The following is a 14,293-nucleotide window of genomic DNA, read 5'->3' on the forward strand; positions in this document are numbered from 1 at the left end:
GTTTCCTCCCCGGCCTGAAGGCCGGGGTCTCCACGCTGAAAGGATTCGATGAACGACCAGCTCGACGACGTCCCCGGCGCCTCCACGGCGGCCCGGGCGACGGACTGGATCACTACGCCCATCACCACGGACCTCCTGCGCGGCGCCCTTGATCTGGAGCGGACCCGACACGGGGTGCTGCCGCACCGGCTGCCCGCCCGGGCCCGTGCACAGTGCGCCGACGGGCAGCTGGCCATGGTGGAGGCCCAGCCCTCCGGCGTACGGCTGGTGTTCCGCACGCGGGCCACCGCCATCGAGCTGGACGCACTCCGCACCAAGAATGCCTACCAGGGCGCACCGCCCCGCCCCGATGGCGTGTACGACCTGCTCGTCGACGGGCGGCTGGCCGGGCAGGCCAGTGTGACCGGCGGCAACGTCCTGATGATCGACATGACCACCGGGTCCGCGGAAACCCGGCCCGGCCCGGTCGGCACCGTCCGGTTCTCCGGCCTGTCCGACCAGGTCAAGCGCGTCGAGATCTGGCTGCCGCACAACGAGATCACCGAGCTGGTCGCCCTACGCACCGACGCCCCCGTCGAGCCCATACCGGTTGGAGGCCGCAGGGTTTGGGTGCACCACGGCAGTTCCATCAGCCACGGCTCCGACGCCGCGAGCCCCAGCACAACCTGGCCCGCGCTGGCCGGCTCCCTCGGCGACGTCGAACTGATCAACCTGGGCCTTGGCGGCAGCGCCTTGCTCGACCCGTTCACCGCCCGCGCCCTGCGCGACACCCCCGCGGACCTGATCAGCGTCAAGATCGGCATCAACCTCGTCAACACCGACCTGATGCGCCTGCGCGCCTTCGGCCCTGCGGTGCACGGCTTCCTCGACACCATCCGCGAGGGCCACCCCACCACTCCGCTCCTGGTCGTCTCGCCCATCCTGTGCCCCATCCACGAGGACACCCCCGGCCCCAGCGCCCCGGACTTCAGCAACCTCAGCGCGGGAAGGCTCCAGTTCCGGGCCGCAGGCGACCCCGCGGAACGGGCCAGCGGGAAGCTGACCCTCAACGTCATCCGTGACGAACTGGCCCGGCTCGTGAAGCAGCGGGCAGCCGATGACCCGAACCTGCACTACCTCGACGGCCGTGACCTCTACGGCGAGGCGGACTTCGCCGAACTGCCGCTGCCCGACCAGCTCCACCCGGACGCCGCCACACACCGCCTCATCGGCGAACGCTTCGCCGTCCTGGCCTTCGGCTCCGGCGGCCCGTTCGCCGCCAAGCGCGTCTGAAACATGCACGCCGCCGCCTGCTGGGAAGGGCAAGCCATCTAGGGAACACCGGTCGAGACCACGTCCACGGTGCGCTGCTCGTTCTGCGGCAAGGTGAACCCTCTTCGGGGCTTCGGCGTGACCGCGGCTTGACATTATGCAGGCAAATACCTGCATAATGTCGCCTGTGGCTGCAGAGACGGACAAGGTCTTCAAGGCGCTGGCCGACCAGACCCGGCGGTACCTACTGGACAGGCTTCACGAGCACAACGGGCAGACGCTGGGCGAGCTGTGCGAGCACCTCGACATGGCGCGTCAATCGGTGACCCAGCACGTGGCCGTCCTGGAGGCCGCCAACCTGATCAGCACGGTCCGGCGGGGACGGGAAAAGCTGCACTACCTCAACCCCGTTCCCCTCCACGAGGTCCAGGAGCGGTGGATCGACAAGTTCGAGAGTCCGCGTCTTCGGACGCTGAGCGCCGTGAAGCGACGAGCAGAGGAGCATGAAATGTCTGACAAGCCGACTTTTGTGTATGTCACCTATATCCAGAGCACGCCGGAGAAGGTCTGGCACGCGTTGACCGACGCCGACCTCACCGCCGAGTACTGGGGCCACAGCAACGTCTCGGACTGGCAGGTCGGCTCCACCTGGGAGCACCGGCGCACCGACGGTTCAGGTATCGCCGACGTCGTCGGCACGGTCCTGGAGACCGTGCCACCTAAGCGGTTGGTGATCACCTTCGGTAGCCCGTCCCAGGTCACCTTCGAGATCGAGCCCTACGGTGAGATCGTCCGGCTTACGGTCACCCATGAGAAGCTGGCCAGCCAAGCTGACTACGACGCGATTTCCGCCGGATGGCCGGCCGTGCTGGCCAACCTCAAGTCCCTGCTGGAGACCGGACACGTCCTCCCGCAGGCTCCCTGGGAAATGCACGAAGAGCTCCGGGCAGCCCAGATGGCCCAGAACGACCCCCGGTAACCATTTCAAGAAGGCGGGGAGCATCGCCCGGCGGGGGCCTCATCGGCCAACCTGGGAGTACAGCCATCGCGACGTACAGCCTCTGCCGCAACCTCATGCAGAGCATCCTTCGGATCGAACAATCCCAGCAGGATGCTGCTGTCGATGACTACCTGTCCCATTCGTCACGCAAATTGTGCAGGGCGGTCGCTTCCGCTAGGCCGGGAGCGGAGCCGATCAAATCGTCCAGGGCCGACCAGTCTCCCGGGTCGACACGATGGTCCAGGCTTTCCCCGAACTCGGGTGCGACGACGGCTGCCAGCCGACGACCATTTCGGGTCAGATAGATGACTTCGCCCCCCGCGGCTGCTGCTGCGAGGTCGTCCAAGTGCGCTGGCACCTCGGAGAGGGGTAGCTCGTACGCATGATCGGGCACAAACAGATATTACAACGCGCACATGGTCGATCGCATGGGGTCATCAAAGCTGTGGTCACATGCGTCGACTGCGCCACCCCCTCCAAAGCGCTGAGTAGCGCTCGGTCCGCCAGGCGAGCGGATCCTACCCACAGATGCCGGCGGGCGCGTCTAGCGGAAGGTTCGGGTGAGGTGGGCCAGGGCGGAGTGCCTGTAGCGGGAGGCCCCGCCGGTCAGGCCGTGGGCGAGGTCCTCCAGGAGGGAACAGCGGGCGTAGAAGGCGGCGCGCTCGCGGCCGGCGTCGTCGAAACGGCCGTCGTAGTCGGCCAGCGTCAGCTCGAAGACCTCCGGGCCGAGGTCGCGGTAGATCAGGGCGAGGTCGCAGGCCGGATCGGTGATAGCCGCGTCGGTCCAGTCGATGACGCCCGTGATGGCGCTCGCCCGGACGTCCACCAGAAGGTGCTCGGCGCCGAGGTCGTTGTGGCAGAACACTCCGGCGCGGGGCTCGGCGGGCGGCGTGCGGCCGAGGAAGTCCTCCACCAGAGCACGAGCCGCCGCCGGCACGTGCCGCACGACCTTCCGGTAGTCCCGTTCGGCGTCCTGCCTCCAGGAGAGCAGTGGGTAGGACTCCCGGGGCGCCAGCTTTTCCATCTCCTCCACGGGAGCCTGGTGCAGGCTGCTGAGGAACCCGCCCAGCGGGGCCGCCAGCCGTGTGGGCTCCGCGACCGGATGGCCGATCAGGGGAACACCGGGGAGCTTGACGTACGCGAGGAACCCCGCGTCAACGTCCGCGAACACCGGTTCCGGAACCGGCAGAGGGGACAACCGGGCCACCACGGCGAGCAGTTCGGCCTCGCGCCGGATCGATTCCGCCCGGGCGGCCGGGTCGGTCTCCTTGCTTCCCCGGACGATCAGCTCACGGTCGACCTCGTAGGCGACGTTGTCCAGCCCCTCACCCAGCTTGGTGATGGATCGGACCTCGCGGCCGGGCAGGTGACGGGCCAGCAGCGCACGAATCTCCTCGATCACCCCCGCAGCCTAACCACGGCGTACGGCCCGGCGGGGCGGCGCCGGGCCGGAACCGCCTCGCCCGTACATCAACGGAGTGGGTGGGCCCGGCGCGCCGGCGCCGGGCCGGGAGCCACTCGCCCGTACGTCAGTTGAACGTGTCGGGGTTCGGGCCGGTGCGGGTGCCGTTGTCGAGGGGCTCGATGGCCGCCAGGTCGTCGTCGGTGAGCGTGAAGCCGAAGACGTCGAAGTTCTCGCGGATGCGCGAGGGGGTGACCGACTTCGGGATGACGACGTTGCCCAGCTGGAGGTGCCAGCGCAGGATCACCTGGGCGGGGGTCCTGCCGTGCCGCTCGGCGATGGAGGTGATCACCGGGTCCTTGAGCAGCGCGCCCTGTGCCAGGGGGCTCCAGGCCTCGGTGGCGATGCCGTGCTCGGCGTGGAAGGCGCGCAGCTCGGTCTGCTGAAGGTTCGGGTGAAGCTCGATCTGGTTGAGGACGGGCACGATCTCGCTCTCGTCCAGGATCCGCCGCAGGTGGGCAGGCTGGAAGTTGGACACGCCGATGGCACGGACGCGGCCGTCGGCGTACAGCTTCTCGAAGGCGCGCCAGGTGTCCAGGTAGCGGTCCTTGGCCGGGGTGGGCCAGTGGATCAGGTAGAGATCGATGTAGTCGAGCTGGAGCTTCGCGAGGCTGGCGTCGAACGCGGCCAGGGTGGAGTCGTAGCCCTGGGCGCTGTTCCACAGCTTGGTCGTGACGAAGAGCTCGTCGCGGGGCAGGCCGGCCTTGGCGATGGCGGTGCCGACGGCCTTCTCGTTGCCGTAGATGGCCGCCGTGTCGATGCTGCGGTAGCCGGTCTCAAGGGCGTCGGTGACCGCGGCTACGGTCTCCGACTCTGGGACCTGGAAGACTCCGAAACCGAGCTGCGGGATCCGCACGTCGTTGTTCAGCGTGACGTTGGGCACGGGTGACATTGATATCGCCTAACTTGATCGCTTTATAGTTCTTCGTCCCGAACGGGCACCCGGAAGGCACTCCCCGATCAGGGGGTGGGGCAAACCGCACGGTCAGGGAATCAGGGTGGGGATGACGCCACCGTCGACCCGCAGGGCGGCGCCCGTGGTCGCGGACGCCTGCTCGGAGCTGACGTACAGCACCAGATGGGCGACCTCCTCCGGGCGGGCCAGCCGCCCGAGGAGCGAGGTGGGGCGCTCCTCGGCGATGAAGCGCCGTTCGGCCTCCTCCAGGGGCACGTCCGGGCCGAACCGGTCGGTGAGGAGCTTCTCGACGCCGGTCGTGAGGGTGGGGCCGGGGAGCACGGAGTTCACCGTGACCCCGGTGGCCGGCACGGCCTGCGCCATCCCGCGGGAGATCGCGAGCTGGGCTGTCTTGGTCATGCTGTAGTCGACCATCTCGGTCGCGGGATGGACCGCCGACTCGCTGCTGACGAACACCACGCGCCCCCAGCCGCGCCCCACCATGCGCGGGATGTGGTGGCGGGCCAGCCGGATCCCGCTGAGGACGTTGACCTCGAAGTAGCGCAGCCACTCCTCGTCGGGGATCTCGAACACCGGCGTCGCGGCGAAGACACCTGCGTTGTTGACCAGGATGTCGACGTCCGGCTCGGCGGCGATGAGCGCCTCGGCGCCCTTCGCGGTGCCGACGTCGGCGGCCACCGCGTGGACCTCGGGATTGCCGGTCTCCTCCCGGATGCGGGCGGCGGCCTCGTCGGTGCGCTTCTCGTCCCGCCCGTTGACCACCACGCGGGCCCCCGCTCGCGCGAACGAGGTGGCGGTGGCGTGGCCGATGCCGGAGGTGGATCCGGTGACGAGCGCGGTACGGCCGGTCAGGTCGATGTGCATGCCGAGCCTCCAGGCGGTTGCCAGGTCCCTTGAATGGTCACCAGCAATAATTGCACACGCTTCCTATTGCAAACGCCGATATCTCGCGTAGATGGAGTAAAGCCCACGCTATCAGCGGCGGCGGCCGGCGGGACGAGGCGGCCCGGCACGGTCCGTGACCTGAGCCCGTCCTCGGAATGGATCATCCAAGGGCTGGTCAGCGGGTGGCGGGGGCCTGGGTGGGGAGGGGCTTGGAGGCGCGGGTCTCCATGGCGTGCTCGACCAGGGTGACCAGCACCTTCTTGGACGAATCCTTCTGCCTCGCGTCGCACAGCACGACAGGGATGTTCGGGCCCAGGTCCAGGGCCATCCTGATCTCGTCGAGGTCGTAGCGCTTGGCGCCCTCAAAGCAGTTCACCGCGACGACGAACGGCGTGCCGCGCCGCTCGAAGTAGTCGACCGACGGGAAGCAGTCGGCCAGGCGGCGGGTGTCGGCGATCACCACGGCGCCCATCGCGCCGAGCGCGAGCTCATCCCACACGAACCAGAACCGCTGCTGGCCCGGGGTGCCGAACAGGTAGAGCACGTGGGCGTCGCCGATGGAGATGCGGCCGAAGTCCATGGCGACGGTGGTCGTCTTCTTGGCCTCCACCCCCGACAGGTCGTCGACGCCGACGCCCCGGTCGGTCAGCAACTCCTCGGTGCGCAGCGGCCGGGTCTCGGAGACCGATCCGACCATGGTCGTCTTCCCGGCTCCGAACCCGCCCGCGATCAGGATCTTGATCGCGGTGGGCAGTTTCACACGCCCGACGTCGCGGTTAGAGCGTCCGGAGTCCATTGAGCACCGCCTTGTAGGTTTCCAGGTCGAGAACGTCCATCTCGCGCACGGGCTCCTGGATGGCGACGAAGCCCCTGTCGACGAGGTCGCCGAGGAGGACCCGGACGGTGCCCGCCGGCAGGTCCAGGTGGGCGGCGATCTCGGCGACCGACAGCGGTCGCTCGCAGAGCCTGACGATGGTGTGGTGCTCCGGCCCGATGCCGGGCTCCGCCGCGATCGCCGGGTTGATGGTCACCACGAGGGTGATGAGGTCGATCTGACCTCGGCTGGGCTGCGTGCGCCCGCGCGTCATCACGTACGGGCGGACGATGCGTCCGGCCTCGTCGTCGAGCCACTGTTCCTCTGCGGGGTCGTCGGAGAGGCTCGTCATAGGGCGCCCTCATTCCTTGGTGAAGGGTTCTCCGAGCGTGCCGGCGAGGTGAGGTACTGGCCGACCCGGGTCACGAGCATGGCCATCTCGTAGGCGACCAGGCCGACATCGGCGTCGTGCGCGCACAGGACCGCCAGGCAAGCGCCCTCGCCCGCCACCGTCACCACCAGATACGCCGACTTCAGCGCGATGATGGTCTGGCGTACGGCTCCGCCGCCGAACCGCTCGCTGGCTCCCTGGGCGAGGCTCTGGATCCCCGCCGCCACGGCCGACAGATGCTCGGCGTCGGCCTGGCTGAGACCTCGCGACGTGGCGAGGAGCAGTCCGTCGGTGGACAGGACGATCCCGTGCTCGGCTTCCCTCACCCGTGCGACCAGGTCGTCCAGCAACCAGGTCAGGTCGGCGGGGGAACTGGTCCTTTGCATCACGCGCTGTCCTCTTTTACCGGCTCAAACTGTTCACTGCGTCTTCTAGTGGATCTCCATGGCCTACCTGCCAGGCGAAGATCCAAACCATTACGGGTAGCGCATCGGCTGCTCGTCACCGGGGTCCGGGTCGGGGTCCAGACGGCGCGGTAGCCTCGCCGCCTCCGACCGCCCGCGTTCGGTGCCGCTCTGGAAGGACCCCATCAGCCGCCGGAGGTCCTCGGGGGAGAGCTCGTCGTCGTCCTCCGCGGCGGTGCCGGGGGCGGGGGGCGGCTCGCGGCGCAGCTCCGGTGCCAGGTGCGCCTGGGCGACGCGGCGGGGCAGGCCGGAGGGGGTGTAGTCCTCGGGCTCGGCGGCGGAGGTCTCAGGGGAGGACGGCTCGAACATGTACGGCCCGGGGGGCGGCGGCTCGAACGCCTCCTGGTCGTGCGAGGGAGACTCCGTGAGGGCGGACGGCTCGTGCTCCCGCGCCGCCCGGCCCTGCGGGGGTACGCCGGGCACGTGGTCGTCGTCCCACTTAGGGACCGCCGTCAGCAGGAACGGGCCGGCCTTCCCGGGGCCGCCGGCCTGCACGGGGAACTCGCCGGTCGTGTGGTGCCTGCCCCGGGGGGGCTGCGGCGTGCCGGGGGGAAGCTGCCCGGCGGGCAGCGCGTCGGAATCGGTACCGAGATCCATGTCGGTGTCGACCTCGCCGTTGATCAGCTCGCGGGGTATCAGGACGATGACGGTCGTGCCGCCGTAGGGGGACGCCTTCAGCGTGACCTGGATCTGGTGGCGCGCGGCCAGGCGGCTCACCACGTACAGGCCGAGCCGGGGCGTGCCGGTCAGCTTGAACTCGGGCGGGTCGGCGATCCGGTCGTTGGCGGCGGCCAGGTCTTCTGGCGTCATGCCGAGGCCGCGGTCCTCGATCTCGACGACGTAGCCCTTGGCCACTTCCTGGCCGCTGACGTGGACCGAGGCGTAGGGAGGGGAGAAGGAGACCGCGTTCTCGATGAGCTCGGCGAGCAGGTGGATCACGTCGCCGATGGCCCGTCCGGCCAGCTCGGCCTCACCCATGGGCATCAGCGTCACCTGGGTGTAGTCCTCGACCTCGGCGAGCGCGCCCCGTACGACGTCGACCATGGGCACCGACCGGCGCCAGGCGCGGCCGGGGGAGGCGCCGGACAGGACGATGAGGTTCTCGGCGTTGCGCCGCATCCGGGTGGCCAGGTGGTCCACGCGGAACAGGTCGGCCAGCTCGCCCGGCTCGGTCTCCCGGCGCTCCATGGCGTCGAGGATGGTCAGCTGCCTGTGCACGAGCGACTGGGTGCGCCGCGCCAGGCTGAGTAGGATGCCGCGGTAGCTGCGCCGCAGCTCGGCCTGTTCGACCGCGACCCTGATGGCCGTCTCCTGCACGGTGTTGAAGGCCTGGCCCACCTGCCCGATCGCGTCGTTGCCGACCGCGAGCGGCGGTGCCTCGGCGGCCACGTCCACGTCGTCGCCCCGGCCGAGGCGTTCGACCACGCCGGGCAGCCGCCGGGCGGCGAGCTCCAGGGCGGCGGTCCGCAGCTCTTCCAGCCGCCGCACGAGGGCTCGGGCGGTGGTGATGGACAGCACGATGGACGCGATGACCGCGAGCAGCCCGAGGCCGCCGGCGAGCGCCAGCCGTACGACGACGCCGATGGCGATCGGCCTGGCACGCTCGACGAGCGCGTCACCGCCGTCCTTCACCAGCTTGTCGAGGCGTGAGAGAACCGCTCCGGTGGCCGACTTCCACCGATCGCCGTCGATGGAGACCAGTTCCGGCCGTCCGGACTCGATGAGCTGGTCCTCCAGGCGGCGGAGGCGGTTGTACGGCTCGCTCTTCACCATCTGGTCGAAGGCGGCGCGGTCGGCCGGGGGCAGCTCGGCGGCCGTCTTGGTCATGAGGAACCGCTGGGCGCCCACGGCCTGGGCGAACTGCGCGTGCTCGGCCCCGGTCAGGCCGCCCGCCGCCAGAGCGCCCGCGACGAGGGCGTCCTCCTGCGCGAGGAGCTCTCCCGACCGGCCCATCTCGATGAAGGTACGAGTGTCCTTGGCGAACCCGGCGTCGTCCAGCGTGGCCATCGAGTCGTAGACGCGGTACATCGAGTCCATGACCTGGGTGATCGTCGCGGAGGCGCGGTCGCGGTCCGTCTGCCCGGCGTCGATCTGCCTGCGGAGGGGGCCGAGGATCTGCAGTTCCTTGACGGCCTCGTCGATCCGGCGGTTCAGCGCGTCACCGGCCGCCCTGCGCACGCCGCTGCTGGTGGCCTCGCGGCGGAAGCCGGCGCTCGCCGCCTCGGTCTTGGACCGCTGGGCGGCCAGAGCCTCGCGCTGGCGGCTGGAGGCGGGGTCGCCCAGGAGGATCACGGTGAGCCGGCGTTCGCGCTGGAGCTCCACCCTCAGCCGCTCGCTCGGCTGCGCCACGCCGGTGTCCAGGGTCTGCACCCACAGGACGTTCAGCCCCTCACGCAGGGTCACCCAGGCGGCGAACCCCCAGAGGGCGACGAGCGACACGATCAGCGCCGTGACCTTGGTCCGAACACGCGAGTTGCGGTTGCGCATAACTCCATCCCTGGCGAAAGTCAGGAACCCACCTCACGGTTCGGCTAATAACCCTATGCGCTATATGACGCCGTATCACGTGGTAGGACGGTATTTCCCCGGATCATACTGGGGAACCCTAGCATGATGCGAAATGGAGTCACGACGCTTAAGTGTCAATCCTGTAAAGATAGCCAGTTAGACATTCGACTTTTATGATGCCGTCTCACGTTTGTCGGTTATGCGAGGTCTCATGCTCTGGCGGCGAGGTTGGGTCCGACGTCGGGTTACGCTGCGCGAGGTGCAGCGCCCCGAGAATGGCCGCCCTCACGATCGCCACGGGCAGATAGAGGTCCTTGTCGTGCCACATCGGCGGGTGCTCGTCGGAGTACCCCCACGTCTGCGTCCGGGGGTCGCCGGAGTTGCCCGGCCACGTCGAGCCCAGGAGGTAGGCGTAGCCCCGGGCGGCCTGGCGCTCGGCCTGGTCGTACGGCGCGCCTGCCAGCAGCAGGAGCTGCATCGCGTACGCGGTCTCCTCGGCCGTGCCGCGCCACAGGCCCCAGGAGCCGTCCGCGCGCTGCGTCGACAGCACCCAGCGCACCGCCCGCCGCACCGCCTCCCGCGAGGCCGCGCCGCCGAACTCGTCCAGCGCCAGCGCGCAGCAGACCGTCGCGTAGTACGGCGAGGCGTGCCAGCGGTCCGACCAGCTCCCGTCGCCGTTCTGCCGCCCGCGCAGCCAGCCCGCGATCCGGTCCATCGGCTCGCCGTACCGCGCCCGCGCGCCGGGGCGGGCGGCGACGTACTGGCCGAAGGCGTCCAGCACGTGGGCGTTGACCGTCGCAGAGTAGCCCTGCTCGCCCTGCCAGGTGCAGAAATGCGTGCCCGTGTGGTAGCCCAGCAGGCTGTCGGGCTCGCGTGGGGCGCCGAGCAGCGCCAGCGCGTACAGCGCGACCGAGGTGGTGTCCGCGTCCGCGGGCAGCCCCGGGCCCGCGGGCACGCCGCCGGGGCCGAGCCCCTCGCCGAGGCTCTCCACCAGCTCATCCGGGACGGTGACCGGGATCCCGGCGCGTGCCAGCCAGCTCAGCACCCAGCCGCGCTCGAACACGGTGATGGGTACGGCGCACGACACCGGCCCGCCGTGCTGCTCCGCCGCCGACTCGAGGTGCAGCCGCGCCGGGTGGCCGGGGTCGTGCCTTCCGAGGTCGCCGAGCCACGCAGCGGTGGCCGCCGGGGACGCGCCGACCGTCCCGGCCGCCGTCGGGCGGACGCCCGGAGCCTGGAACACCGCGTCGCCCGCCACTTCCAGGGCGTGCCGCAGCTTCTCGGGAAGCGGGTCGCCCGAGCGCAGGCGCGACCTGATCATCTCCAGCCTGGCCCCGTCCATGCCGGACGGCAGGGGGAGTGGCGGCGCCCCCGCCCACGTGCGCAGCCCGTCCAGCCGTGAGTCGCGGAGGTGGTGAAGATGCCGGTTGATCGAGGTGACCAGCGACGGGACGATGAGCTCGATGGCCGGCATGTCGGGAAAGGGCGAGCCGTAGTCCCGGCGCGACCAGCGGAACAGCGCGTGCAGCCCCCGGCCCGCCGCCTGCGCCAGCGCGCCGGGGTCGCGGACGTCCCCCGCCGGCCCGTCCGGGTCGCGGGCGTCCCGCGCGAGCTCGGCCAGCAGGGACTCGGTCGCGCTCAGCGTCGGAACCAGGGTGTAGTCGTTGTGCGGGCCCCAGCCGCCGCCCGGCCGCTGGGTCGCCAGGAGGTACGCGAGCCGCTCGTCGTGCCCGGCGAGCCAGGGGACCAGCGACACCAGCCGCCCGGTCTCGTATACCGAGGGGGAGGCGTTGCCCCACGGCCGGGCCGTGAGCCCGGCCACCAGCGCGCGGGCCTCGGCCACCACGTCGACCGTGCCGGTGGCCGCGGTGCCCGCCGTTTCGAGCGCGCTCGCCATGTGGAGCGTGAACGCGCGGGCGGGCGCGGAGACGAAGTCGTGGACGCTCAAATCGTTCCCCAGTAATCGGCGAGCCGGTAGAAGCCCGCGCAGAAGTCCATCTGGCGTTCCAGATAGCCGGCGATGTACGGGTGGCTCTCGTGGAGAGGGCCGATCAGCTTCCTGCTCCGCTCGGCCAGCAGGGAGACGCGCCGGTCGACCTCCTCGCGGGTCACGCCGAGCAGCAGGGCGTTGAGGTCGCCCCACTTCAGGTCCCTCTCGTACGTCCCGAGGTCGTTGAGCAGGCGGATCACCCGCTGCACCGCCCAGCTCGCCTCGCGCACGCTCAGCAGGTCGTCCGGCTCGGAGGGGCCGCCGGTGTGGATCAGGTGGGACGCGAAGGCGAAGGAGAAGCCGAGGTTGTCGGCGTTCTCCATGTACTCGTCGAGCGAGGGCGTGACGCCGGAGCTTCGCCATTCCCGTTCCCGGCTCATCGCGTCCAGCATGCGCTGGAGCTCATCGCGCCAGACCGGGCCGAGCACGGCGAACGCGGGCGTCCCCGCCAGCTCCGCGCGGATGTCGGCGAGGAAGCGGGTGAGCTCGTCGCCGGGGACCGGCTCCGCGCCGCCGGCGACCGCGAGGCACCGGCCGGCGATGGCGTCGACCTCCCGCGTCGAGGTGGCGACGTAGTCCACGAGCCAGTCGAGGGCGAAGGCCCACAGGCAGACCTTGTTCGCCATCCGAAGCTGCTCGGCGGTGAACCACGGACCGCTGAACGCCATCGCCATGGACAGCGTGCTGGACAGCGCGGCGTCGAACGGCTTGGCCGGGAACAGCTCGGGATAGGCGGCCAGCCACTCCTGCATGTCCCGCTGTGACCGCCCGGCCACGGCGCAGATCGTCCCGGAGTCCGTCGCGCCCGGCCAGCGGCCGGTGGTGGTCAGGCCGCTCGCGCTCTGTTCCATCACCGTGGTCCTCGCGCGGCGTGCTCGGCCGGGAGGAGCCGTAGCTCGACCTTGCCCCGGGGGCGCAGCAACGCGGTCGGCGCGGGCGTGAACGGCCCGCGGCTGAGCAGCGCCGGACGGAACCGGCTCACGATGGAGGCGACCATGAGCGGCGCGTCCATGTAGAACAGGTGCTGGCCGAGGCACTGGTGCGCGCCGCCCCCGAAGGGGAAGTAGGCGTAACGGTGCCGCCGCCGCTGGTCGTCCGGTGAGAACCGCTCGGGGTCGAACTCCAGCGGCCGGTCCCAGAACTCCTCCAGCCGGTGCGTGGCGTACGGGCTGATCAGCACCATCGAGCCGGCCCTGACGCGCACGCCGCCGACGGTTTCGTCCTCCACGGCCATCCGGGGGAACAGCCAGCCCGCCGGGTGCAGGCGCATGACTTCCTGGAGGACCATCTTGGTGTAGCGCAGCTCGGGCACGTGCGACGGCAGGACGGGGCCCGTGCCCACCACGCGCTCGATCTCGGCGTACAGCTTCGCGGCCACCTCCGGGTGGGCGTCCAGCTCCGGCCACAGCCACGTCAGGGTGGTCGCCGTGGTCTCCGACGCCGCCGCGTAGACGCTGACCAGGTCGTCGCGGATCTGCCTGTCGTCGCGTGGCCGGCCGTCGGCGCCGCGCGCCCGGCACAGCGCGGAGACGACGTCGAGGCCGTCGTCGGCCTCCGGCCGCTCCCTGGCCGCCCGGATCACCGGGAACACCACGTCGTCGACGGTGCCGACGGCGTCCATGAAGGCCCGGTCGCCCGGCACGCGGAACGCGTACGGCATGAACGGCATGAGCAGCCGGAACGTGACCGCCGCGTCGGCCGCGTGGTAGGCGGACATCAGCCGCTCGCTGTCCCGCCGGGAGATCCTGTCCCCGAACAGCACCCTGACGGTGCTCTGGTTGACCACGGCGGCCATCTCGTGCGCGGCGTCGACCGGGCGTCCCGACCGGGCGTGCTCCTCCAGCTCGGCGATCCGCTGGTCGACCGTCCTCGCGACCACGCCGGCGAGGGAGGCGATGTACTTGGCCGTGAACAGCGACTGGAGGATCTTCCTGCTGGACTCCCAGGCGGGGCCGTCGCTGAGGATCCCGGCTCCGAGCAGGCGGTTCAACGGCTTCCAGAACATGCCCTGGCGGGTGTAGTTGGTCCAGTTGCCGCGAAGGACGTGCTGCACATGGTCCGGGTGGGTCACCAGATACGGCCGGAACAGGCCCAGCTTCAGCCGTACGACCTCTCCGCCGGCCCGCATCCCGATCTCCGCGAGGCCGTTGACGGGATCTCGCGCGATCCTCGGCATCACCCGGGAGAGGGGTCCCCGGCTGGTCTGCCGGGCCCGCGCGGCATCGATATCGACCGGCATCTCCACGATCTCCAACCTTGAGCGACCCGGAATCACGCAGCGTGACGGGACGCCCCAGCGCCGGGGGCCCACCTCGGAACACCGCGTGTCACAAGAGCCGCAAACAAGACAAGCGGCTACTCTCGTGGCAAATGCCACGTGGTCAATGATCTATCACGATCATCTGACGACGAGCAAGATTTTCGGTCAGTGAAACGACGTGATCGCGCTGAGTGATCGATTTGGGACACGGCGCCGCGTCGCCGATCAAGGCCGACGTTCCCGCCGTGCGGTGCCCAGCCGAACGTATAAGTGTTCTGGATCACCATAAGTTTCGGCCCGTTGTGACGACAAGCTGCTTACCAAGCGCTTGCTTTAGGGGTGCGGTTGGTTC

General features: G+C 70.1%; 13 protein-coding genes. 2 read left to right on the forward strand and 11 right to left on the reverse strand.

Annotated features, from left to right (window positions below; translation table 11 throughout):
- Positions 1 to 48: 48 nt before the first annotated feature.
- Together AB0O34_RS21485 and AB0O34_RS21490 are read left to right on the forward strand one after the other, a co-directional pair.
- Entirely contained in the window at positions 49 to 1,272 is a 1,224-nt protein-coding gene (locus AB0O34_RS21485) for a GDSL-type esterase/lipase family protein (RefSeq protein WP_363917861.1), read from the forward strand.
- Between the two features lie 166 nt (positions 1,273 to 1,438).
- Complete coding sequence (locus AB0O34_RS21490; protein WP_363917863.1) at positions 1,439 to 2,230, forward strand: metalloregulator ArsR/SmtB family transcription factor; 792 nt, start codon at positions 1,439 to 1,441, stop codon at positions 2,228 to 2,230.
- A 148-nt stretch (positions 2,231 to 2,378) separates the two neighbouring features.
- Here the strand turns inward: AB0O34_RS21490 and AB0O34_RS21495 are convergent, their stop codons facing one another.
- The 11 genes from AB0O34_RS21495 to AB0O34_RS21545 all read right to left on the reverse strand — a co-directional run bounded on the left by AB0O34_RS21495 (position 2,379) and on the right by AB0O34_RS21545 (position 13,920).
- Positions 2,379 to 2,597, reverse strand: coding sequence for a hypothetical protein (locus AB0O34_RS21495; RefSeq protein ID WP_363917865.1), 219 nt, complete (start codon positions 2,595 to 2,597; stop codon positions 2,379 to 2,381).
- A gap of 198 nt (positions 2,598 to 2,795) precedes the next feature.
- Positions 2,796 to 3,653, reverse strand: coding sequence for an aminoglycoside phosphotransferase family protein (locus AB0O34_RS21500; protein WP_363917867.1), 858 nt, complete (start codon positions 3,651 to 3,653; stop codon positions 2,796 to 2,798).
- 127 nt (positions 3,654 to 3,780) lie between these two features.
- Entirely contained in the window at positions 3,781 to 4,605 is an 825-nt protein-coding gene (locus tag AB0O34_RS21505) for an aldo/keto reductase (RefSeq protein WP_363917869.1), read from the reverse strand.
- A 93-nt stretch (positions 4,606 to 4,698) separates the two neighbouring features.
- A complete protein-coding gene (locus tag AB0O34_RS21510; RefSeq protein ID WP_363917871.1) occupies positions 4,699 to 5,493 on the reverse strand; it encodes an SDR family oxidoreductase in 795 nt (264 codons plus the stop codon).
- Between the two features lie 196 nt (positions 5,494 to 5,689).
- Entirely contained in the window at positions 5,690 to 6,310 is a 621-nt protein-coding gene (locus AB0O34_RS21515) for an ATP/GTP-binding protein (RefSeq protein WP_363917873.1), read from the reverse strand.
- Positions 6,291 to 6,680: a DUF742 domain-containing protein gene (locus tag AB0O34_RS21520; RefSeq protein WP_363917875.1), complete on the reverse strand. Its 390-nt coding sequence runs from the start codon at positions 6,678 to 6,680 to the stop codon at positions 6,291 to 6,293. The genes AB0O34_RS21515 and AB0O34_RS21520 overlap by 20 nt, the downstream gene beginning before the upstream one ends.
- Complete coding sequence (locus tag AB0O34_RS21525; RefSeq protein ID WP_363917877.1) at positions 6,677 to 7,105, reverse strand: roadblock/LC7 domain-containing protein; 429 nt, start codon at positions 7,103 to 7,105, stop codon at positions 6,677 to 6,679. The genes AB0O34_RS21520 and AB0O34_RS21525 overlap by 4 nt, the downstream gene beginning before the upstream one ends.
- Positions 7,106 to 7,195: 90 nt before the next feature.
- Positions 7,196 to 9,670 (reverse strand): nitrate- and nitrite sensing domain-containing protein, encoded by a 2,475-nt coding sequence (locus AB0O34_RS21530; protein ID WP_363917879.1) that lies wholly within the window; start codon positions 9,668 to 9,670, stop codon positions 7,196 to 7,198.
- A 205-nt stretch (positions 9,671 to 9,875) separates the two neighbouring features.
- The gene (locus AB0O34_RS21535; protein ID WP_363917881.1) at positions 9,876 to 11,639 is read right to left on the reverse strand and encodes a prenyltransferase/squalene oxidase repeat-containing protein; all 1,764 of its coding nucleotides are present in this window, start codon (positions 11,637 to 11,639) and stop codon (positions 9,876 to 9,878) included.
- The gene (locus AB0O34_RS21540; protein WP_363917883.1) at positions 11,636 to 12,532 is read right to left on the reverse strand and encodes a terpene synthase family protein; all 897 of its coding nucleotides are present in this window, start codon (positions 12,530 to 12,532) and stop codon (positions 11,636 to 11,638) included. The genes AB0O34_RS21535 and AB0O34_RS21540 overlap by 4 nt, the downstream gene beginning before the upstream one ends.
- Positions 12,532 to 13,920, reverse strand: a complete 1,389-nt coding sequence (locus AB0O34_RS21545) for a cytochrome P450 (RefSeq protein ID WP_363917928.1) — start codon at positions 13,918 to 13,920, stop codon at positions 12,532 to 12,534. The genes AB0O34_RS21540 and AB0O34_RS21545 overlap by 1 nt, the downstream gene beginning before the upstream one ends.
- Positions 13,921 to 14,293: the final 373 nt, after the last annotated feature.

Origin of the sequence: Sphaerisporangium sp. NPDC088356 (genome assembly GCF_040685555.1) — a bacterium.
Taxonomy (GTDB): Bacteria; Actinomycetota; Actinomycetes; order Streptosporangiales; family Streptosporangiaceae; genus Sphaerisporangium.